The sequence below is a fragment of the Nocardioides ganghwensis genome (assembly GCF_014779655.1).
Taxonomy (GTDB): Bacteria; Actinomycetota; Actinomycetes; order Propionibacteriales; family Nocardioidaceae; genus Nocardioides; species Nocardioides ganghwensis.
Map to the genome: position 1 here is coordinate 1 of NZ_JACXYX010000026.1, position 21,092 is coordinate 21,092.

The following is a 21,092-nucleotide window of genomic DNA, read 5'->3' on the forward strand; positions in this document are numbered from 1 at the left end:
CATCCCGCCCGCCGAGTTCGAGGCGAACCACTGGGCCACCGGAGTCGTCACCGACTACGTTGAAACACCCGTCCCGACCGGGGCTGGTTCCAAGTAACCGAGCCTCCACGAAACCCGGGGCGATTCAGTGTGGTGTTGCATTCAACTGTGTCCCACATGGCTGGTCACTCCTTGGTCCATGCGGTTCCTAGTGCGGAGCCGACGCAGACAGGCTCACCTCGAGCGCTGAGGTTCCGCTGAAGGGAGGTTGAAAGCACCTGTGTTAGCAGGTTGTCCCCGGCTCAGGCATGCCGTCGGATCAGACCTTGTGGATTCGCAAGGCTCGCGCGGGTGGTTAGAGAGACAACCTTCGAGTGCAGGTCTAGTCACCAGGTGAGTGCGTAGGCGACGGCATCGTCGTATGTCATGGCGCGTCCCTTGGCGAGCAGGTCAGCGTATTCAGCGGCCACTAGCACCGCACGCACCTCTTCTCGGCACTGCTCGCGTTGGTCGGTGAAGTAGGGAACCAGGCCGGTCGTGACAGCGATGGCGTCAACGGCGCCCAGGAGGTGGGCGGCCGTCCGAGGTTGGCCGCAAGCAACTGCAAGGGAGGCCATCCCGGCAAGAACGTCGAACACCATCGAGACGTCCCACATCTCGGTCCCGAGCACCAATGCCTCGTCATACAAACGTCGGGAACGGTCTCGATCCCCCTCCCTCCGAGCAATCTCGGCCAGGCCCAGCAGTGCCTCGTTCATGAACTCGGCGTCGCCCAGCTCACGACCACCTTCCAAGACCTGCCGATAGAGCGATCGCGCACGAACGAGCTCGCCTGTGCCAACGGCGAGCCGTGCCAGACCCGTGGTGGCATGGATGATTCCGCCCTTCATCCCCACTGCGATTTGGATGTCCAGCGCCTCTTGGTGCAAAGCCCGCGCATCATCGAGACGATCCTGACGCTCCGCGATGTGACCCAGGTCGCAAAGCGTGGCGGCCGCCAGTACGGGTACGGCCTGTCGGAGGATCGGCAGTCCTGCCTCCTTGGTCGCTCGCGCACGTTCGAAGTCACCTTGGAACCGGTAGAGCTCGCCGAGGCACATGAGCGCGCGTGCTCGCTTGGGATCCTCCGAGCCGTCCGAGTGCGCAAGGACCCGCTCGATCAAAGCGGCGCCCTCGCGCAGCCGGCCGCGCTGGATCCAAACGCGCCACGCTCCGATCGCGATGTCCATTGCAGGCCCAATCCGTTGCGTCTCGAGTAGCCACTCCGTGGCGCTACGGAGGTTGCCGTGTTCGACCTCGAGCTTGTCGCGCCACCCACGTCCCTCCATGGATTGCAGAAAGGCCGTCGCCTTCACTGCCAGATCCGAGAAGAAGTCGGCGTGTCGGTCGCGCACTACTGCATGAGCCGGGTCGCTCACCAGTCGTTCCTCTGCATACTCGCGAACGGTCTCCAGCATCGTGAATCGGGGCTCGCCTTGAGGGGACTCGTCCTGGCGCACCAAGTTCTTGTCGACCAGTGAGGCCAGCCCGTCGAGCACCTCCAGGCCGATGTGATTGTCTGCGTCGCAGACCGCTTCGGCTGCCTCTAAGGTGCATCCGTCGACGAACACAGCCAGACGGGCGAAGAGCAAACGCTCCGATGCGGTAAGCAAGTCATAGCTCCAGTCGATCGTTCCGCGCAGAGTCTGCTGACGTGCCGTCACACCCCTGGCGCCGGCGGTAAGCAGGCGCAGCCGCTGACCCACGCGTTCCAGCATCGCCTGCGGAGGGAGCACCTTGATCCTGACCGCTGCGAGCTCGATCGCCAGAGGGAGCCCATCGAGCCGAATGCAGATCTCGGCGACCGCCCGCACATTGCGGTCAGTGATCTTGAAGCTCGGCTTGACTGCTTGAGCGCGCTCGACGAAGAGGGCCAACGCCTCGAACTGGGCCAACGTGGCGGTGCTGGCAAGCGCCAGGCTCCTCTGGTCGGGTACGGCCAGCGGCGGTACCGGGTACTCCTGCTCACCATGCTGCCGCAGCGGTTGCCGGCTGGTCACCAGCACGGAGAGACTCTGACAGTCCGCCAACAGAGCCGCGACATCTGGGGCCGCGGCGATCACCTGCTCGAAGTTGTCCAGCACGAGCAGCAGCCGCCGGTCCCTCAATAGTTCTCGCAGAGCCTGCTCGACCGTACGACCGGCACCCTCCTGAACGCCAAGGGTCTGGGCCACCGTGGCCATCACGTCTGAAGGGTCGCCTACTGCCGCCAGTTCTACCGAGTAGACGCCCCCGGGGAAGTCCTTAAGCACCTCGGCGGCGACCTCGAATCCAAGGCGGGTCTTTCCCGTGCCGCCGGGTCCGGTCAGCGTGACCAGTCGCGATCGTTGATCGCGAAGTAGTCCGCAAACCTCCACCAGCTCTTGCGCTCGCCCCAGCAGCGCCGTCGGTTGGCTCCGAAGGTTCGTCGGCGGCGCGTCCGCGGCATCGAGCCGCACAACTGATTCCTTGAGCGCCCCCACGACGACGCGTTGAGCCTGAGGCGCGGCCGCGACCAGCGCCGGATCATCCGCCAGGATCGCAGTATGCAGCGCCTTCAAGACTGGCCCCGGATCCAACCCCAGTTCGTCCCGCAGGAACGCCCGCGCCTCGCCGTACATGTCCAGGGCCTCCACGCCACGGCCTTGTCGGTACATCGCCGTCATCACAGCTGCGCGCAACCGCTCCCGGAACGGAAACTCCCGCACTAACGGGGCGACCTCGTCCACTATCCGCTCATCGTCTCCAATGGCAAGCAGCGCCTCAGCCAAGTATTGCACCGCCGCCGCCCGGAGCTGCGTCAACCGCGCGGCCTCCACCCGGGCAAACTCATAGTCGCCAAGGTCCGCCAAGGGTTGATCGCCCCGCCACAAACGCAGTGCCGCCTCGAAGACACCCACCGCTTCGCCCGGACGCCCCGAAGTCACCAGATGCGCGCCGGCAGCGACGCGTCTGCCGAACTCGTGGGTGTCAACAGATGACGGGTCCAGCGCCAGACTGTAGCCCGCCGCTCCAGACCGGATCACCTCCTGCCCCAAGCGTCGACGCAGGTGCGAGACGTATACCTGCAGCGTGTTGCGCGCGCCCGACGGAGGAGCATCACCCCACAGGTCGTCGATCAACCGATCTACGGTCACGACCCGACCGACGTCGAGGGCCAACCGCGCAAGCAACGCCCGCTCCCGCGGGGCAATCCGGTCGGCCGCCCCGTTCAGTCCCTGTGCCCGCAACTCCACCGCGCCCAGCAACAACAACTCCAGCCGATCCAGATCGATCACCGGGATCCTTCCGCCAACCCTCACCGACTCTCGAGACCCACGTTCCACTTTCGGGCTGTCTAGACGGGGCGTCAACCTCCCCGATGCCGAGCGCCGGGTAAGGAATCACCTGGAAGCAGGGAGTCATGCCGGCATCTAGGACGTGCCCGCGGAGCCCCGCGACGGGCCGATGCGTCTGGTCGACGATGTGCCTGACGATCCGAAGCTGGAGTCGGCAGTGACCGCGGCGTGTAGCGGGGTCAGAGGTCGGTTGGCTTCTAACGGTGGCCATGTTGCGGGTGGGGTCAAGAGACAACGGAGCGACGCTGGGGTTCAGCTGTTCTCTCCATCTACGATCGCCGACGTCGTGTCGATCCTCTGCGACAGACCGCGAGCCGTGCCGCGCGAACGGGATCGGGAAGACCGTTCGGACCTTTCCTCGTGCCTGTGCGGGGCCCCCGTCGCCCCGCTCGTTAGGTTCATCGACGGCACCCCACGCACTGGGACGTGGGGTCGCGCGTCATGAGCTCGAGGTTGGAACCGACCTGCCGTCGGCCGTCCCTACACTCCTGTCAGATCACCGCGGCCACTCCACGCGGGTGTCGGTGCGGGATACCCGGGTGCCGGTGGGGAGCAGCGAGTAGGCGGTGATGGCCATGCCGATCACGACGGCGGCGTCGGCGAGGTTTAGGACCACGTGCCCGACGACGAGGTAGTCCTGAACGGCTCCGTTCAGAGCCCGGTCCACTGTGTTGGCGACCGCCCCGCCGATGGTCAGCCCCGCAGCCCACGCGGGAACCCTGCCTCGTGTGACCAGAGGGATCACGACGGCAAGGGCGGCGACGACACCCAGGGTCATCAAGGCGACCATCACGAGGGGGTGGCCCCCGGCAACTCCGAGGGTGAACTCGGGATTGGTTATCGGTGCCAACAGAGCGAGCTGCTGGCGCGGCGGGATCCAGGTGACGACGAGGTACTTGATGGTCAGGTCCACCGCGGTCACCGCAGCGCCGGTCGCGGTCATGGCGGTCAGAGGGCGACGCCGCTGGTTCTCCACGGCGCGCGCCGGTAGGACCCGAGGACTTGTGGTTGCTCGGATGGTCATGGTCGATCTGCCGTTCTGTGATTTGGTACCGCGCGGTGTATGCGGGGCTCGGGTGCGGTTCCGCTGGTTGGTTGTCCGGCCCCCGTGGCCGGGTGCCGGACAACCGGTCGAACTGGAACTGGCGTCGGTCACGGGAATCCTCGGCCGGCGGTCTCGACGAGCACGAAGGCCAGCGGCCCGACGGTCGCGGCGACCCAGACGAAGCTCTTACGGAGCGTGATGGTCATGGTGGTTCACCCCCCTCCCGGGATGGCGCAGAGAGTGAGCGAGCGCAATGCAGCTGGAGGGCCACTGATCCCGGTCAGGGCGTGTACTTGCCGGCGGTCTCGAGGAGCAGGAAGATCAGGGTTCCGACGCTGCCTGTGATCCAGACGATGCTGGTGCGGACTTTGGAAGTCATGCTGTTCACCTCCTTCCAATGCTAGGTGGACGGTGCTTGCTCAGCCGATGGTCCCGAAGTAGCGCACCCTGGGTGCCGTCTCCAGCATCAGGAACGCGAGCGGACCACACGTGACGACGATCGCCCCGATGAGCTTGCGTGCTGTGTTCATGGGTTTCACCTCCCCTCTACGAGCTGAACCGGAGGGCGCGAGCGTCCGCTCCTCCGATCGGTGGAGGTCGGGAGGTTCGCGCTGGAGGCACGAAGCGTTGCCCCCAGCGCGCGGGCGGCACCCAACTCGGGTTAGGCGTAGCAAACCGCGGTGGCCTGATTGACCCACCCCTGCTGGAGCCAGGTGGTGCTGTAATGGACCGGTGTCCAGGGCGCCCAAGCCGGGTAGCCGCGCGCCGTGCCGAAGCGGGCGGAGTGGTAGATCTGGAACCGACCGCTCGTCCGGAGAATGCCGCTATACATGATTGTTGCGGTTGTGGTCACCCGAGTGGTTAGAACGTTGGTATAGGACACCTGCCCGGTGTTCAGGTCGACGACCTTGTACTGGACCTGGATGTCCTGCCAGGAATACCCAGGGTCCTTGTACAACCAGTTCTGGATTTGAATGGTGTGCGTGTTGACGTTGCACAACGCAACCGGGTCGGCCTTTCCTCCCCCGCCGCTGTACAGCGCCATCGCGGACGCCGGTTGTGCGCTGCTCCCGAAGAAGCCGATAGCGAGTGCCAGACCCGCAAGGATGGCGACGATTCGGTTCTTGGTGTGGTTCATGACACTGAATCCTTAGCTCCGGGGCCGGTGCCCGCTGATGAATGCTGCGAGCGTGCCGAAGGCCGCTGAAGAACCGCTGAAGGATCGCTGCGGGGCGTCTGACACCGGGGTGGTCGGAGCGCTGGCGCCCTGCTTTGACGGCGCCCGTGTCGGCAACGCTCGAAAATGAGGCCGATCCGACGCTCGAAAACGAGGCCACCGGTTCGTGCTGTCTAGTCTGCCGTGTCTTGGGTCTTGATGCTGGGCAGGGTGTCGATCCCGCGGTTGCGTAGCCGGTAGCTGGCGCCCTTCAAAGTGAGGACGTCGGCGTGGTGGACGACGCGGTCGATCATCGCCGCGGCGACGGCCTGGTCGCCGAACACACCGCCCCAGCCGCTGAACGGCAGGTTGGACGTGAGGATCAGCGAGGCGTGTTCGTAGCGCGATGAGACGAGCTGGAAGAACAGGTTCGCGGCGTCTTGCTCGAAGGGCAGGTAGCCGACCTCGTCGACGATGATCAGGCCGTAGCGCCGAAGCCTGGCCAGCTCGTGGGGTAGCCGGCCGGCGCGGTGGGCGTCGGTGAGCCGGGTGACCCATTCGGTCGCGGTCGCGAAGAGGACCCGGTGGCCGTGGTGCGCGGCCGCGATGCCCAAGCCGGTGGCCAGGTGGGTCTTGCCGGTGCCGGGCGGTCCGAGCAGCACGACGTTGCGTGCTTCGGTGAGGAACCCACCCGATGCCAGGGACGCGATCTGCTGACGGACAGCGGGTTGGGCGTCCCAGTCGAACTCCTCGAGCGTCTTGCGGGAGCCGAACCCGGCGGCCCGGATGCGCAGCTGGGCACCGGATGCGTTGCGGGCGGCGACCTCGCGGTCGAGGACCGCGGCGAGGTACTCCTCGTGGGTCCACCCCGCGTCGCGGGCGTGATCGGCCAGCCGGCCGGCGGCTTCGGTGATCCGAGGCGCCTTCAACGCCGCCGCCAGGTAGGTAAGCTGCTTGAGCGTCTCAGCCGCTTCTGTCTTCTTCGTGGCCATCAGGCGACCTCCCCGTCGCTCAGCCCGTCCGCAACGCCGTCGGTGAGCCCGCCGTCGATGAGGCCGAACGCGCGGTCGTAGTCGGCCAGGTCGCGAGTCAGGTCCCGGCCGAGCTCCTCGTCGGGCTCAGCGGGTCGGGGCAGCTGGTACTGCTCGCGCAGCACCTTCGCCGCTGCCACGTGGGCGGGATCGGTGATCGTCATGCCGCGTGCCCAGACCCGGTCATGAGCGGCGACGAGTCGGCCTTCGTGACGCACCTCGACCCGGGCCAGGTCGGCATGGACGTCGACGAACCTGCCGATCACGTTCGGGTCGACGGAGTAGTCGTTGCTGTCGAGCCGGACGTAGTAGTCACGCCCCAGCCGGACCCGGTTGACCCATCCCACCACCGGTGCGACCGGTGGCAGCGGCAGCATCGCCGCCCGGTCGGCGTCGAGCAGGTCGACCGGCCTGGCCTTGATCGTGCGCACCACCCTCGCGTTCGCGAGTCCCAGCCAGTCGCCGAGCTGGGCGTCGAAGTCGGCCGGTGAGGTGAAGTCCCGGCCAGGCATGAAGGACGTCTCGAAGAAGCCGTTCCTGCGTTCGACCAGACCCTTCGACTCGGGGTCGTAGGGCTTCAGCCGGACCAGCGTGGTGGCCAGGGTGCCGGTGAATGCACCGACGCCGTCGGCGTGCCGCTTGCCGCGGCCGATGCCGGACTCGTTGTCCCAGATCAACCTGCGCGGGACCCGCCCCAGCTGCTGCACCAGCAGCCACATCGCCAGCAGCAGATCCTGGGTGTGCCGGGTCGGGATCATCTTCGCGACCATGAACCGCGAATGCGCCGCGGTGATCACCATGACCGGCAGCAACGCCGTGCTGCCGTCCTCGAGCGGGATCTTCCGCGGCGGGAACCACAAGTCGCACTGCGCAGCGTCCCCGGCCAGCCAGCTCAGCCGGTCCGAGGGATCAACCGGCCGATGCTCGGGCCGCAGCCGGCGGACGTGCTCGCGGAGCCAGGTGATCGACCCCGTCCAGCCGACCCGCTCGGCGATCACCGTCGCGGGCATGTCCGGCGTCGTGACCAGCAGCTGCCGCACCGCCAGCTCGGACGGCGTGAACGACGTCGGCACCGCCGGCCGCTCGTACTTCGGCGGCCCATCGGAGGCCACCGCCCGCGCCACCGTCGCCCGCCCGATACCCAAGTCCCGCGCGACCTGACGCTGCGAAACCCCGTCCGCCACCAGCCGCCGGATCAGAGCCCAATCCTCCACAGAGATCACCCATCCAATCTGTCTGGGTGGCCTCGTTTTCGAGCGTCGCTATGGCCTCGTTTTCAAGCGTCGTCGACAGCCCGGGACCCAGGCCGCAGGTGCACCGGCTGGCCTAGGCGTAGTTGACGGGTGGGGGAGGTTCAGCTGGAGCGCAGGTGGCGCGACGGCCGCCGTGGACGATCGGGGTCAACAGCACGAAAGGGCGACAGATTTGGCTTGGCCTTGGGGAGCACACGCAGCCAACGACCAGTGTCCGCGCTGTCCTGTCGCGGAGCTATGCCCCCGAAGAGCCTCAACAGTGGCTGGCAACTGACAGCGCGTCATTCCGCCGCCTGTGACTGTCAAGCCATGAAGGCGCTCGGGGCTCCGTGTCCCAGCGGAGCCGTGGTCCGTCGGGGCGCGCTGGAAGGCTGCGTGCGCTTGGGGCATGGCGATCGATCGATAGGCGGCTCGCGGCTTGACTGCGATGGATGGCCCCTCCGCGCAGGCGCCTCCAGCTCACGAAATGCCGTCGATACGGTCAAGGTCAGTCTTCGCAGTGACACTCTCCCGGAGAGGCGCGCGCACGGTTGCTAGACCTCCTGCTCGCCGTGGTCGGTTGTCCGGTCAGGTTGGACCGGCATGCGCTGCTCTTGCTGCAGCTCAGTCGGACGAGGCTGGTTTCGAGTCAGCTCGAAATCATTGCTCTTGCCCTGCGGCTTGGAAATGAAAACCAGGGCAACCGCGACGGTGGTGGTTGCGAGAGCTGCCCCGTAGCTCTCGACGGTGCCAGCACAGAACAGGACCACGCCGGCGATGAATGTGAGGTGCTGCGGACGGCACATCTGGGGCAGGTACATCACACACCTGACCCCGAAGAGATGGAACACGATCGGCACGTCATAGATGCCGGCATCGACGTCTCGCTCGAGCTGCTGGGCGATCAGCGGAATGAATGCGAGCGTGAAGATGCCGAAGACGATGGAGATCCCCAGGCACCAGAGCGCCGGGGCCTGCAGGCTGGCGTTGGCAAATGTGACCTTGTCCGACCCCACCCAACCGCCAGCTGCGACCGTGGTCACGAGCAGGTAGTTGCTCCAGTCCTTGAAATGTGCGAGCGCGTCGAAGCGACGATCGTTCGCGGGCGCTACATCCGGTGCGGGCCAGCTCACAGCACGACCCCCCTTCACCCGGCGGTCCTTCGGACAAGGATGCGCCAACGCTCCGTTTATCCTCCGGCCCTCAAGCTCTGTCAAGCGCGAGCGCCCGAGGTCCCCAACAGCTGCGCAAACTGCTGATGCGCCGCCTCAGGCCGGACGAGGTCGCCCGCTATGGCCAGCAGCACTCGCTTCCGAGTAACCAGCCGGACCATCGAACCAGGGGCAGCGGGACATCGAGACTGGGTGGCGGGACGCTCCGTCAACTGCGGTCGGGGCCGGTCCGTGAGTCGGCCGCTGCGAAGGTGGAATGGCTCCGCAGCCGGGAAATGCAGTCATGCGGTGTGACGCTCCAACCAGGACCGACCGACTGGCGCGGTCCCGGCAACCCTGGGGCACCTGAACAGCATCAGCGCAGATCGCATGCACCGGTCCGCGTCAGTGACAGGTCGTGCTTGACGGGACCCGCCTGTTACAACCAACAGATTCAGGAAGTCGATCGGCCTCGTGAGAACGCAGGCCGATGACCAATAGTCGCTGTCTGCGGAAGTGAACAAGGCGGCTGGTCGCCGCGCTCGAGGGTAGACCCTCGTCGGTCACGCACACCAAAGTCGCGGTGCCTGAGATTCGCGCAACTGTCTCGGGGGGCTCACCGCAGGCCGCGCATCCGGAGCACCGCTTCAGTGCGGTCGCGCACCTGCAGCTTGCCGAGCACGCTCGACACGTGGTTCTGCACTGTCTTGAGGCTCAGCCCCAACTCGCGCGCGATCTCGGAGTTTGACCGGCCTCTGGCGAGCAACGCCAAGACTTCCGACTCCCGATGAGTCAGCGCGCTGCCTGGCGATGGCCGGTCGAGCAGCCGGCCCGCCAGACCCGGGCCGAGCACGGCGCCACCGGCGGCCACAGTACGGATGGCGGCGACCACCTCATCCTGGCCTGCCTCCTTGAGGACGTAGCCGAGCGCCCCGACCCGCAGTGCCGCCACCACGCTGGCCTCGTCGGCCAGCATCGTCAGCACCAGTACGGCGACCTCTGGCGCCGCGGCAACGATCCGTCGAGTGGCCTCCAACCCAGGAGTGCCGGGCAGATTGAGGTCCATCAGGACCACGTGGGGGCGCAGCTCGACTGCGCGTGACACGGCAGTGTCACCGTCGGCTGCCTCGCCCACCACCTCGACGTCGGCCACCGTCTCGAGCAGTCCGCGCAGCCCGCTGCGGAACAGCGGATGGTCGTCGACGACCAGCACCCGGATCACGAGGCCGTCTCCACGGCGAGCGGGAGACTGATGGTGACCGTGGTGCCGCCGCAGGTGCTGTCGACCTCGATCCGACCCCCGATCTCCCGGGCGCGATCCCGCATGCTGCGCAGCCCGACACCGCGACCTGGCCGCGCGCCGCCGACGCCGTCGTCGACCACCTCGAGCACCAGGTGACCGTCGCCGACGGCACCCTTCACTCGACAGCAGGTCGCACCGGCGTGGCGGACCACGTTGGTCAGCGCCTCTTGGGCGACCCGGTAGGCCGCGACCTCGACCGCCGCCGGAAGCGCGCGCCGCTCCTCGGGCAGTTCCAGCGCAAGCACGACACCGCTGCCGTCGATCAGCTGATGGCCGAGCTCAGCGACGGCTCCGAAGAGCCCCAGCTCGTCGATCGCGGGCGGGCGCAATCCCTCGACGATCTGGCGTACCTCCACGACCGTGTCCTGCAGGCCGGCCCGCAACCGGGCGATCCGGTCGTCCACGGGCCGGCCCGCCGCAAGCAGGTTGTGGACGGTGTCGAGCTGTAGGCCCAGCGCGGCGAGCTGCGGGCCGAGCCCGTCGTGCAGGTCACGGCGCAGTCGCCGCCGCTCCTGCTCCCGGCCGACGACGAGCTCCTCGCGCGCCTCGCGCAACGACTCGAGCAGCGCCGTCGTGTGCACGACGCCGCCGATCTGATGAGCCAGGTCGGCCAGCAGCGCACGCTCGCCTGGTCGCAGCGGCTGGGATGCCCAGCGCAGCTCCCCGACCTGTCCGCCATACGCCGTCAGGGGCAGCGTCTCGACCTCATCCGGGACCGTGCCGGTGGCAGCCAGCTGGCGCCCGGTCGTGTCCCGGATCTCCGCGGCCGTCACCCCGAGGCCGTGCACCAGCTCATGTGTGAGCGACGCCAGCAGCGCCGGGCCGTCGGCGGCGTCGGCAAGCCGTCGGCCCGTGTCCGCAAGCACTTCAGCGGGCGTCGACCACCGGCCGTGGGTCAGCCGGTTGGCCGCCCGCTGTAACGAGTCGCGCAGCGGCGCGAACACCACGGCGATGACACCCGCTGCCGCCAGCGGCAGCCACGGAGCACCGCTGTCGTGGAGTACCACGCCGACGCCGCCGACCACGAACGCGTAGACGACGGCAAGCATCACGGAGAGCGCGACGTAGGTCAGCGTCCGGTTGGCCGCGAACTGGAGGTCGTAGAGTCGCCGTTGGAACATCGCCACCGCCACCGCCGCCGGCACGGGCAGCGTCACCAGCGCGAACATCCACGGTTGCGCCCAGGGCGTCGCAACGAACGGCAGGAGGAGCAACGGCACCGCAAACGCAACGCCGAAGACCAGGATCTGCTGGCGCACCAACTCACCGCCGGTGCGCCACCGCCGTACCAGCGTCACGACCGCGATCAGCAGCGCGACGAAGGCCGCGGCGAGGGCACCCAGGGCGAGCAGGTCGGCCAGCGGCCTCCACGACTCAGGCAGGCCGAGCGGGTTTGCGACGGTCTCCAGCCGGGACTCCAGCGGGACCGGGGCGAGCAGCGTGGCAACCGTGAACGCGGAGACACACCCGGCGACCAGCGCGACCGGCGCGCGGCCCGGAGCCCGGCCGTCGGGGAAGACGAGTGGCAGCGCCAGGATGAGCAGCAGCCACCCGCAGCCACGAGCCGCCGAGCCGACGACCCCCAACACGACGTACGCCGCTCGGTCCGGTGCCGCGGCGACGCCCGCGAGGCCGAGGGCCAGCAGAGCCTCCCCGATGCCCCAGGCGGTCGCGCCGGCAAGCATCAACCGCCCGACCGGATGACCCGGTCGGGCGAGCTCGATGACCACGGCGACGAATGCGTAGGTGGTGACCGCGACCCCGATGGCCAGGTCGTCGGCGAGCGGACGCGACCCGGTCACGGCCGCCGCGACCACCACCCCCGCGATCGCGAGAGCGGCGAGCAGCGGTGCCGTGGAGACCCGGATCGCGTGCATGGACTCACCTCGACGTCAAGGATGCCCGATCCGGGCCCCGCGTGGCGGTGATTCCGGGGTCGCCCGGCTGGTCCTCGCGGTGTCGGATCATCAGCACTGCGACGCCGACGAACCACACCATCCAGACCAGGGTGCCCCAGTCCTGCTGGCCGATCCCTGCCAGCGGGGTGGACGCGAGCAGAGCCACCGCAGTGACGACCCCGAACCATCCGAACCAGCGCCGGTGGAGCCCGTCCATGAGTGCGGCGGCCGCGAATCCGAGGGTGCTGCCGCCCAGCAGCAGCAGGCTGAGGAAGTAGCCGAAGATGCGAACGTTGTTGAGCGCGAACGCGGTGTCGACATCAAGGCCCTGCTGGGCGCCGTACATCGCGGCCGCGCCCGCGGGGAAGCCGACGGCGAAAGTGACAGCGACGTAGCCCATGCCGCAGAGCAGGCCGGTCTCGGCCGCCCAGCCGCCGGCTTCACCGCGCCGCCCGAGCACGCGGCCCAGGAACACCAGCACCGGGACCATCAGCAGGAACCCGAACGACTCCAGCACGCCGCCGACGAAGCTGCGGGTGATGTCGCCCTCGACGTACGACTCGGTGATGCCGGCGGTGCCGTCGGCGAACAGCGGGCTGTCCTGGAGATAGATGCCGACCGGGATCAGCACGACGTGGGCGAGCGCGAAGACTCCGGCCAACTGCCAGAGGCGGCGGGATGGGGTTGTCATGGTTCCTCCTAGAGGTGGTGGACGTCCTCCGAGGATCACGGCCAGGGGGCGGCGTCGCCTCAGGCGGCTTCCCAAGCGAACCGGGAAGATCTCCCAGTCCGTACACCGCGACCCCGGGCCGCTCATACCGGTCCCGGACTCATCCAGGCCGCATCGCGCGTGCCGCGACGTCAGGCCGGACTCACTCCAACACCCTTCCTGCCACGGCTTCGGCGGACACCCCCGGAGCAAGTCCGTCGGCGTGCCTCACACTTCCACCGGTATCGAGGGGCGCCCCAAGCCCGCAGGTTGAGGAGGAAGGCCCGCAACCCCGACGGCAATTCGCCGCAGGCGCTGCGCCACGCCCTGGACCAACTGTGCTGCGCTACGCGGCAGAGCGCCGAGAGCGCTCAACGAAGAGTCCGGGCTGCGGCTCCATACTGGGATTCGGACAGCCGGCTGGTTTGAGCGACCTCGGCGGCAACCACAGGGGCACGGAGTACTCGTTCTCAGCTCAGCCTCCATGGCATGCCATCCGACGCCCTTCTCCACAGAGGAGCCGGTTTCCGCTGCACACCTCCAGTCACGAGGACAAGCCTGTTCTCACCACGGCGAAGGAGCACATCATGAGCACTACGGTCGACAACAGCGCGGAGGGCGGCATGCTCACCATCGACCAGGCGGCGGCGTACCTCTCGATACCGAAGGCGACGCTCTACACCTGGCGAACCCGGCGTGCGGGCTTCGGGCCGCGAGCCGTGAAGCTCGGCGGCTGTCTGCGCTACCGGCGTGCCGACCTGGACGCCTGGGTCGCGGATCACCTGGAGAGCTTCGATGACACCGCGGCCATCCCGGAGCAGCGAGCGGGAGACGGGGTCTCGCTGTCCCGAGCGAGCCGGCCACGTTGAAAGGAGATTCGAGATGGGACGCGGACGTCCGCCGACATCGCTGGGCACCTGGGGCATGATCCGCACGACGAGGGTCCGCGAGGGTGTGTACAGGGCGCGCACCCGGATCCGGGACAGGGATGGCGTGACCCGCGAGGTCACGGCCACGGGCACCACGAGCGCTGCCGCGGAGCGCGCGTTGCGGGAGAAGCTCGTCGACCGGACGACGCCAACGCAACAGGCGATCACCGCCGACACCACCATCGCGGGCCTCGCCGGCCTGTGGCTCGCGTTCCTTCGTGACGAGGGCCGGATCGAAGCCACCACCGTCACCGAGTACGAGCGCGTCCTCGACAAGGTCGTCATTCCTGAACTGGGTGGCCTACGACTTCGAGAGGTCACCACCAGTCGACTGGATCTGTTCCTCGTCGGACTCCGGGGGACGAGCGTGAGCCGCCAACGGAAGGCGAAGGTGGTGATGGGCGCGATGCTGGGGATGGCCGTGCGTCACGACGCGCTCGCCGTGAACCCGGTCCAGCAGACGTCACGCATCCACCGGGAGAGATTCGAGACTCGATCGCTGACCCTTGAGGACCTCAGCACCGTCCGCGAGGCTCTCCGCGCGTGGACGGCAAGGCAGCGGCCCGGGCCGAAGGCGTCCCGCGACATGGCAGACATCATCGATCTGATGCTGGCCACCGGCGCGAGGATCGGCGAGATCCTCGCGGTGCGCTGGGTCGACGTCGCACTCGACGCCACCCGTCCGACTCTCACCATCAACGGAACGATCAAGACCGAGCCGGGTAGGGGCACGTACCGCAAGCCGAGCCCGAAGTCGGACGCCAGCGTGAGGACGGTCGTCCTTCCGGACTTCGCCATTGCAGTGCTCCGGCGCCGTCTGGCGACAGCGCGGAACCGAGACGACGCGGTGTTCCCGACACGCAACGGCACCTGGCAACAGGTCAACAACGTCGAACGTCGCTGGCGGCAGGTCCGCAAGGACACCGGCCTCGAGTGGGTCACGCCCCACACGTTCCGCAAGACCGTCGCCACGCTCATCTCGGAGCGGGTCGACGCCGAGACCGCCTCCCGGCAGCTCGGCCACTCCTCCCCCGCCATCACGCGTGAGTTCTACATCTCCAAGCCGACAATCGCCGCCGACGTGGCACACGTCCTGGACGAGCTGGCCGCCCCAGATCCGGCGGTGGGCCCGAATACTTGGGGAATAAGTGGGGAATAGGCCCTTCGGGTTCAAATGACGAACCGCCTCTGACCTGCGTTTCCGCAGGTCAGAGGCGGTTTCTCGGTCGGGCTGACAGGATTTGAACCTGCGACCCCTTGACCCCCAGTCAAGTGCGCTACCAAGCTGCGCCACAGCCCGAACGCCTCCGGCACGAGGCCTGCGAAGCGAGTGGAACACTACCGCAGCCCCTCCGCCCCTGCGGAATCGACCCACCCACCACGTCCGGCCAGTAGTCCGAGTGGGCCATTTGGGTCGATTCCCGCCACCTGCGCTCGCTCCTGCCCTGAGGATGAACCGTCAACCTGTGGGGGGTTCACATGTCATCCATGCTGCAACGTGCCGGCATGGCGGTTGCCGCGGCCGCCGCCGCACTTGCCCTTGCCGCGCCGTCGGCCCACGCAGCCCCGGAGGTCACGGTGCGCGAGGACGGTCGGCAGCTGGAGGCCATCGAGCTCGCCCGTCAGGTGGCCGAGCGCCAGCAGCGGCTCGCGTCCCTCAACCGCCGAGCCGACGCACGCGACCGCGCCCTGGTCGGGCGCAAGGAGCTGCTGGCGAGGTACGGCTACCGCGGCGACCCGGACACGGTGCGTGTCGTGCTGCCGATGGCGTCCTACGACATCTCGGCGGGTTTCGGCCTGACGGGACCGCTGTGGGAGGCCGAGCACGGCGGGCAGGACTTCAGCGCCGGGGCTGGCGAGCCCCTGGTCGCGGTCGCCGGCGGCGTGGTCACCGAGGTGGCGTATGCCGGCCCGTACGGGCTGCGCACGATCCTCGAGCTGCCTGACGGCACCGAGGTCTGGTACTGCCACCAGACCGACGCCACGGTGGCGGTCGGGCAGCGGGTCGAGGTCGCGGACGTCATCGGGAGCGTGGGGTCGACCGGCAACTCGACCGGCCCGCACCTGCACCTCGAGGTACGTCCCGCCGGCGGCAGCCCCGTCGACCCGATGGACTGGCTGCGCGCCGCGGGGCTCACGCCCTAACGATCACGCCCTGACGCTCACCGCTTGCGCTTCTCGCGCGGCTTCTGGTTGATCACGATCGGCGTACCCACGAAGCCGAACTCCTCGCGCAGCCGCCGCTCGATGAACCGCTCGTACGCCGCGTCGAGCTTGCCGCTGGTGAAGAGCACGAAGGTCGGCGGCGCGGTCGAGGGCTGCGTGGCGAACAGGATCTTGGGCTGCTTGCCGCTGCGCACCGGGTGCGGGTGCTCGGCGACGAGGCGGCCGAGGAACGTGTTGAGCGCGCCGGTGCCGATGCGGGTCTCCCAGCCCTCGAGCGCCTTGTCGATCGCCGGCACGAGCCGGTCGACGTGCCAGCCGGTGCGAGCGGTGAAGTTGATCCGGGGAGCCCACTTGAGCTGCACGAGGTCGCGCTCGATCTCGCGCTCGAGGTAGTAGCGGCGCTCCTCGTCGACGAGGTCCCACTTGTTGAACGCGATGACCATCGCCCGGCCCGCGTCGCGGATCGTCTGGATGATGCGCATGTCCTGCTCGGAGACGGTCTCGCTGGCGTCGAGCACGAGCACGGCCACCTCGGCGCGGTCGATCGCGGTCGTGGTGCGCAGCGACGCGTAGTACTCGTGGCCGGACGCCTGGTTGACCCGCTTGCGGATGCCCGCGGTGTCGATGAAGCGCCAGGTGCGGTCCCCCAGCGTGATCAGCTCGTCGACGGGGTCGACGGTCGTGCCGGCGGCGTTGTCGACGACGACCCGGTCCTCCTTGGCGAGCATGTTGAGCAGCGAGGACTTGCCGACGTTGGGCTTGCCGACGATGGCGATGCGGCGGGGACCGCCGACCTCCTCGAAGGACTGCTCGGGGGTCTCGGGCAGGGCCGCGAGGATCGCGTCGAGCATGTCGCCCGACCCGCGCCCGTGGAGCGCGGAGACCGGCCACGGCTCGCCGAGCCCGAGGTTCCACAGTCCGTACGCCTCGGCCTCGGTGCGGGCGTCGTCGACCTTGTTGGCCGCGAGCACGACCGGCTTGCCCGACGCGCGCAGGATCCGTACGACCGCCTCGTCGGCGTCGGTGATGCCCACGGTCGCGTCGACCACGAAGAGCACCGCGTCGGCGAGCGAGACCGCCACCTCCGCCTGCCCTGCGATGCGCTCCGCGAGGCCGCGGGCGTCGGGGTCCCAGCCGCCGGTGTCGACCACGGTGAAGGCGCGCCCGCCCCAGTGGGCGTCGTAGGACACGCGGTCGCGCGTGACGCCCGGTCGGTCCTCCACGACGGCCTCGCGACGACCGATGATCCGGTTGACGAGGGTGGACTTGCCGACGTTGGGCCTGCCCACGACCGCCAGGACCGGCGTCGGTCCGGAAGCGTCGGTCGAGTCGGTCGGATCGACAGGCTCGACGCTGGTGGCGTCGTACTCACTCATGCGTGATCACAGCTCTCTGGATGGCTCGACGAGCCCGGTGTCGGGGTCGTCCTCGGATTGTCCCGCAGGAAGCGGCCCGGGCAAGGATCGGCGCGTGTCCGCGAGCGCAGCCGCGAGCTCGGACAGCATGTGCCCCCGGAGCAACACCGACGTGGCGGCGACGTGTTCCCGGGTGCGCGGCCACGGCTGCTGTGTCGTCCGCCACGGTCGGCCGAACACGATCTCCACGACGCCGCCGCGCTCGGGGAGGGCGTTGGAACCGCCACCGGGCGGTCGGGTGCCGATCATCGTGACCGGGACGACCGGGACGCCGGTCACCAGCGCGAGGTACGCGGCCCCGTGGTGGAACCGGTGCAGCTCGCCGTCGCCGCGGGTCCCCTCGGGGAAGATGCCGACCGCTCCCCCGTCACGGATGACCCGCAGGCACGTACGGATGGCGCCGGGGTCGGGGCGGAACCGGTCCAGCGGGATCTGCCCGGATGCGCGCAGGAACCCGCCGAGCGGACCGGCGAACATCTCCTGCTTGGTCAGCGCGTGGACCGGTCGCGGCGCGAGCACCGCGAGCAGAGGGCCGTCGATCGCGCCGACGTGGTTGGCCGCCAGCACCACGCCGCCAGTTGCCGGCACCCGCTCGGCGTGGTGCACCGCGACCGCCCATCGACGCCGGACCAGCGCCGCGGACGGGGCCCGCAGCCGCTGCAGGAGGCGGGTGGGTGGGTGCCGGTCGGCGCTGGCGGGGAGCTCGGCCCCGCTCACGCGTCCCGCGTCCCGGTGTCCCGGGGGGTGGAGGCCAGGGCGACGATCTGGTCGATGACCTCGGGCAGGGTGAGGTGCGTGCTGTCGACGTGCACGGCGCCGTCGGCCATCGTCAGCGGCGCGGTGGCGCGGCCGGAGTCGATCCGGTCGCGCTCGAGCAGCGACTGCTGCGTGCTCGCCACGTCGGTGCCGCCCTGCTCCGCCGCCCGGCGCTGGGCGCGGGCGTCGGGGTCGGCGCTCAGGTAGACCTTGACCTCGGCCTGCGGCCACACCACGGAGCCGATGTCGCGTCCCTCGACGACGATGCCTCCGTCGCCGATCACCGCGCGCTGGAGGTCGAGCAGCCGGGCCCGCACCTCGGGGACGGCGCTGACCGGGCTGACCGCGCCGTTGACCTCGTCGCTGCGGATCTCGACCGAGACGTCGACCCCGTCGACCGTGATGGTGGGGTCGCGCGGGTCGGTGCCGGACTCGATGGCGGGGCGACCCACCGCGGCGGCGACCGCGGCCGCGTCGCGTACGTCGATGCCCTCGCGCAGCAGCCACCAGGTCATCGCCCGGAACATCGCGCCCGTGTCGAGGTAGCGCAGGCCGAGTCGCTCGGCCACACCGCGTGAGGTGCTCGACTTGCCGGAGCCGGACGTGCCGTCGACGGCGATGACGAGACGGTGCCTGTCGAAGGGGGTGCTGTCGGCGTGGGTCACGGGCGAGAAGATTACCGGTGAGTCGTCCACCCGCGGGATTCGAGAGCCGCGAGGAGCCGCTCGGCGCTGCCGCGCTCGACGACCAGCTCGGTGAGGCCGACCGGTCGCCCGGGATCGTGGTCGATGTGCACGTCCTCGATGTTGACGCCGATCTCGCCGGCGTCGCCGAACAGGCGGGCCAGCTCGCCCGGGTGGTCGGGCACGGCCACGAACACCGAGCGCGTCGGGCGCGCGGGGCCGCCGTGCTTGCCGGGGATGGCGGCGGTGCCGGCGTTGCCGCGGGCGAGGATCTCGACGAGGTCGGGACCGGAGTCCGCCGCCACGGCGGTCATCAGGGCGTCGAGGTCGGCACGGACCTCGGCCAGGAGGTCGAGGACGGCCTCGCTGTTGGCTTCGAGGATCTGCTGCCACAGCGCGGGGTCGCTGGCCGCGACCCGGGTCACGTCGCGCACGCCCTGGCCGGACAGGGCGAGGTGCTCGACGGGCGCGGTGGCGAGCCGGCCGGCGACGAGGACGGCGGCGAGGTGGGGCAGGTGCGAGATCCGGGCCACGGCGCGGTCGTGCTCCGTGGGCCCCATCCTGACCGGCGCTGCACCGCACTCGAGGACCAGCGACTCGACCAGGCCCACCGCGTGCGAGTCGGCCGATCCGTGGGGCGTGACCGCCCACGGCCGGCCGTCGAACAGGGCGGCGCTGGCGGCGAGCGGGCCCGACCGCTCGCTGCCGGCCATGGGGTGCGACCCGACGTAGCGAGCGAGGTCCGCGGCGCCCACGCGTGGGGTCACCGCGGCGAGCGGGGCCGCCTTGACGCTGCCGACGTCGGTGACGACCGCGTCCGTGCGGCCGAGGGCCTCCACGATCGCGTCGGCGATCCGTGCCGGTGGCACGGCCACCACCACGAGCTGGGGACGGTCCGCATCGGTGGCGGCCCGCCCGGCGCCGAGGCCGTGGGCCGTGCGGATGTTCTCCTCCGAGGCGTCGCGCAGCACGACCTCGATGCCGAGCCGGCTGCACACGAGGGCGATCGAGGTGCCGATGAGTCCCGCGCCGACCACCTCGACCGGCCCGGTCAGGGCCGGCAGCGGGTCGTCAGTCATGGCTGGTGGTCCGGGTCAGGTCGCGTCGCAGGTTGGCGGCGCCGTGGAGGTAGACGTGCGTGACGTCGGAGCGCGGGAGGTCGGTCTCCACGTGGGCCATCAGGCGGACGACCCGCGGCATGGACCCCTCGATCTCCAGCTCGCGGGCACACACCAGGGGGACGTCGGAGAAGCCGAGCTGACGCGCGGCGTACGCCGGGAACTCGCTGGTGAGGTCGCTGGTCGCGGTGAAGATGATCGAGATGAAGTCGTCGACCTCGAGCCCGTTGGCCTCCATCACGTCGGTGACCAGCTCGGCCACCCGGTCCAGCATGTGCTCGCGGGTGTCCTCCTCGAGCTGGGTCGCGCCTCGCACTGCTCTCACTGCCACGCGAGGAGCCTAGCGGCGAGCGACCTCAGAGCTGCGCGCTGTCCATCAGCTCGCCCAGCTCCGCCACGGTGAGCTCGCGCATCTCCCCGGGGCCCAGCCGCGCCAGCGTGACCGGACCGATCTGGGTGCGGGTGAGCCGGCGGACGGGGTGACCGACGTGGTCGAGGAGCCGGCGCACGATGCGGTTGCGGCCCTCGTGGATCGTGAGCTCGACGATCGACCGCTTGCTGCCCTCGCGGCGCGGGTCGCCGCCGACGACGCGCGCGTGCGTGACGGTGACCGGACCGTCGTCGAGGGTGACCCCCGCGAGCAGCTCGCGGACGGTGCGGACGTGCACCTCGCCCTCGACCTCCGCCACGTAGGTCTTGTCGACCTCGTGGGACGGGTGGGCCAGGTGCTGGGCGAAGTCGCCGTCGTTGGTGAGGATGATCAGGCCCTCGGTGTCGGTGTCGAGCCGGCCGACGTGGAAGAGCCGTTCGGGCCGGTCGGCCACGAGGTCGCCGAGCGTGGGTCGGCCCTCGGGGTCGGACATGGTCGACACGACGCCACGGGGCTTGTTGAGCACCAGGTAGACCTTGTCGCTGATCGGCGGCAGCCGCTTGCCGTCGACGCGGACGACCGCGGTGCGCGGGTCGACCTTGGTCCCGAGACGGGTGACGACCTCGCCGTCCACCTCGACGAGCCCGTCGAGCATCAGCTCCTCGCACTTGCGGCGGCTGGCCACGCCCGACTGCGCCAGCAGCTTCTGCAGGCGGATCAGGCCGTCCTCGTCGGTGGCTGGACGCTGCGAGGCGGGCTGGTCGTTGTCGGGGGCGTCGTGCGGCTTCATGCGGT

General features: G+C 69.3%; 18 protein-coding genes and 1 tRNA gene. 3 read left to right on the top strand and 16 right to left on the bottom strand.

Annotation, left to right across the window (positions count from 1 at the left end; genetic code table 11):
- Window positions 1–365: 365 nt before the first annotated feature.
- From IEZ24_RS20650 to IEZ24_RS20690, 9 genes are all read right to left on the bottom strand, one after another.
- Window positions 366–3,275 (bottom strand): BTAD domain-containing putative transcriptional regulator, encoded by a 2,910-nt coding sequence (locus IEZ24_RS20650; RefSeq protein WP_165356212.1) that lies wholly within the window; start codon window positions 3,273–3,275, stop codon window positions 366–368.
- A 556-nt stretch (window positions 3,276–3,831) separates the two neighbouring features.
- Entirely contained in the window at window positions 3,832–4,278 is a 447-nt protein-coding gene (locus IEZ24_RS20655; RefSeq protein WP_165356213.1) for a signal peptidase II, read from the bottom strand.
- Window positions 4,279–5,041: 763 nt separating this feature from the next.
- Complete coding sequence (locus tag IEZ24_RS20660; RefSeq protein ID WP_129456987.1) at window positions 5,042–5,518, bottom strand: hypothetical protein; 477 nt, start codon at window positions 5,516–5,518, stop codon at window positions 5,042–5,044.
- A 212-nt stretch (window positions 5,519–5,730) separates the two neighbouring features.
- Window positions 5,731–6,528: an IS21-like element helper ATPase IstB gene (gene istB / locus IEZ24_RS20665; RefSeq protein WP_129456988.1), complete on the bottom strand. Its 798-nt coding sequence runs from the start codon at window positions 6,526–6,528 to the stop codon at window positions 5,731–5,733.
- Window positions 6,528–7,790, bottom strand: coding sequence for an IS21 family transposase (gene istA, locus IEZ24_RS20670; protein ID WP_129456989.1), 1,263 nt, complete (start codon window positions 7,788–7,790; stop codon window positions 6,528–6,530). Before istA ends, istB begins: the two co-directional genes overlap by 1 nt.
- Before the next feature lie 563 nt (window positions 7,791–8,353).
- Window positions 8,354–8,932, bottom strand: coding sequence for a hypothetical protein (locus tag IEZ24_RS20675; protein WP_129456990.1), 579 nt, complete (start codon window positions 8,930–8,932; stop codon window positions 8,354–8,356).
- Window positions 8,933–9,566: 634 nt separating this feature from the next.
- Complete coding sequence (locus IEZ24_RS20680) at window positions 9,567–10,172, bottom strand: response regulator (RefSeq protein ID WP_207206943.1); 606 nt, start codon at window positions 10,170–10,172, stop codon at window positions 9,567–9,569.
- On the bottom strand, window positions 10,169–12,130 hold the full coding sequence (locus IEZ24_RS20685; protein WP_129456991.1) for a sensor histidine kinase: 1,962 nt from the start codon (window positions 12,128–12,130) through the stop codon (window positions 10,169–10,171). Before IEZ24_RS20685 ends, IEZ24_RS20680 begins: the two co-directional genes overlap by 4 nt.
- 4 nt (window positions 12,131–12,134) lie before the next feature.
- Window positions 12,135–12,842 carry a DUF4386 family protein gene (locus IEZ24_RS20690; protein ID WP_165356214.1) on the bottom strand — a complete coding sequence of 236 codons (708 nt, stop codon included), beginning with the start codon at window positions 12,840–12,842 and terminating at the stop codon, window positions 12,135–12,137.
- 605 nt (window positions 12,843–13,447) lie between these two features.
- Here IEZ24_RS20690 and IEZ24_RS20695 point away from each other — a divergent pair.
- Both IEZ24_RS20695 and IEZ24_RS22495 read left to right on the top strand, forming a co-directional pair.
- On the top strand, window positions 13,448–13,729 hold the full coding sequence (locus IEZ24_RS20695) for a helix-turn-helix transcriptional regulator (protein WP_129456993.1): 282 nt from the start codon (window positions 13,448–13,450) through the stop codon (window positions 13,727–13,729).
- Window positions 13,730–13,853: 124 nt separating this feature from the next.
- A complete protein-coding gene (locus tag IEZ24_RS22495; protein WP_207206944.1) occupies window positions 13,854–14,948 on the top strand; it encodes a tyrosine-type recombinase/integrase in 1,095 nt (364 codons plus the stop codon).
- A 67-nt stretch (window positions 14,949–15,015) separates the two neighbouring features.
- Here the strand turns inward: IEZ24_RS22495 and IEZ24_RS20705 are convergent.
- Window positions 15,016–15,089 (bottom strand) — tRNA-Pro (locus IEZ24_RS20705).
- A gap of 179 nt (window positions 15,090–15,268) precedes the next feature.
- Between IEZ24_RS20705 and IEZ24_RS22500 the strand changes: the two genes are divergently transcribed.
- Window positions 15,269–15,934, top strand: coding sequence for a M23 family metallopeptidase (locus IEZ24_RS22500; RefSeq protein WP_129456995.1), 666 nt, complete (start codon window positions 15,269–15,271; stop codon window positions 15,932–15,934).
- Between the two features lie 17 nt (window positions 15,935–15,951).
- Here the strand turns inward: IEZ24_RS22500 and der are convergent, their stop codons facing one another.
- Genes der through IEZ24_RS20740 form a run of 6 tightly spaced genes read right to left on the bottom strand, consistent with a single transcriptional unit; the run spans window position 15,952 to window position 21,087 of the window.
- Window positions 15,952–17,331, bottom strand: coding sequence for a ribosome biogenesis GTPase Der (der, locus tag IEZ24_RS20715; protein ID WP_129456996.1), 1,380 nt, complete (start codon window positions 17,329–17,331; stop codon window positions 15,952–15,954).
- Between the two features lie 6 nt (window positions 17,332–17,337).
- Complete coding sequence (locus tag IEZ24_RS20720; RefSeq protein ID WP_129456997.1) at window positions 17,338–18,087, bottom strand: lysophospholipid acyltransferase family protein; 750 nt, start codon at window positions 18,085–18,087, stop codon at window positions 17,338–17,340.
- Window positions 18,084–18,791 carry a (d)CMP kinase gene (cmk, locus tag IEZ24_RS20725; protein WP_129456998.1) on the bottom strand — a complete coding sequence of 236 codons (708 nt, stop codon included), beginning with the start codon at window positions 18,789–18,791 and terminating at the stop codon, window positions 18,084–18,086. Before cmk ends, IEZ24_RS20720 begins: the two co-directional genes overlap by 4 nt.
- Before the next feature lie 11 nt (window positions 18,792–18,802).
- Complete coding sequence (locus IEZ24_RS20730; RefSeq protein ID WP_129456999.1) at window positions 18,803–19,888, bottom strand: prephenate dehydrogenase; 1,086 nt, start codon at window positions 19,886–19,888, stop codon at window positions 18,803–18,805.
- Window positions 19,881–20,258 (bottom strand): chorismate mutase, encoded by a 378-nt coding sequence (aroH, locus tag IEZ24_RS20735; protein ID WP_129457000.1) that lies wholly within the window; start codon window positions 20,256–20,258, stop codon window positions 19,881–19,883. The genes IEZ24_RS20730 and aroH overlap by 8 nt, the downstream gene beginning before the upstream one ends.
- Before the next feature lie 25 nt (window positions 20,259–20,283).
- Window positions 20,284–21,087 carry a pseudouridine synthase gene (locus tag IEZ24_RS20740; RefSeq protein ID WP_129457001.1) on the bottom strand — a complete coding sequence of 268 codons (804 nt, stop codon included), beginning with the start codon at window positions 21,085–21,087 and terminating at the stop codon, window positions 20,284–20,286.
- Between the last annotated feature and the right edge of the window lie 5 nt (window positions 21,088–21,092).

Excerpts from the sequence above, each read along its gene's own strand:
- IEZ24_RS20655 (WP_165356213.1), bottom strand. The coding sequence starts at position 4,278 with ATGACCGCGACCGGCGCTGCGGTGACCGCGGTGGACCTGACCATCAAG.
- IEZ24_RS20660 (WP_129456987.1), bottom strand. The coding sequence starts at position 5,518 with ATGAACCACACCAAGAACCGAATCGTCGCCATCCTTGCGGGTCTGGCA.
- istB (WP_129456988.1), bottom strand. The coding sequence starts at position 6,528 with ATGGCCACGAAGAAGACAGAAGCGGCTGAGACGCTCAAGCAGCTTACC.
- IEZ24_RS20685 (WP_129456991.1), bottom strand. The coding sequence starts at position 12,130 with ATGCACGCGATCCGGGTCTCCACGGCACCGCTGCTCGCCGCTCTCGCG.
- IEZ24_RS20690 (WP_165356214.1), bottom strand. The coding sequence starts at position 12,842 with ATGACAACCCCATCCCGCCGCCTCTGGCAGTTGGCCGGAGTCTTCGCG.
- IEZ24_RS20695 (WP_129456993.1), top strand. The coding sequence starts at position 13,448 with ATGAGCACTACGGTCGACAACAGCGCGGAGGGCGGCATGCTCACCATC.
- IEZ24_RS22500 (WP_129456995.1), top strand. The coding sequence starts at position 15,269 with ATGTCATCCATGCTGCAACGTGCCGGCATGGCGGTTGCCGCGGCCGCC.
- der (WP_129456996.1), bottom strand. The coding sequence starts at position 17,331 with ATGAGTGAGTACGACGCCACCAGCGTCGAGCCTGTCGATCCGACCGAC.
- IEZ24_RS20730 (WP_129456999.1), bottom strand. The coding sequence starts at position 19,888 with ATGACTGACGACCCGCTGCCGGCCCTGACCGGGCCGGTCGAGGTGGTC.
- IEZ24_RS20740 (WP_129457001.1), bottom strand. The coding sequence starts at position 21,087 with ATGAAGCCGCACGACGCCCCCGACAACGACCAGCCCGCCTCGCAGCGT.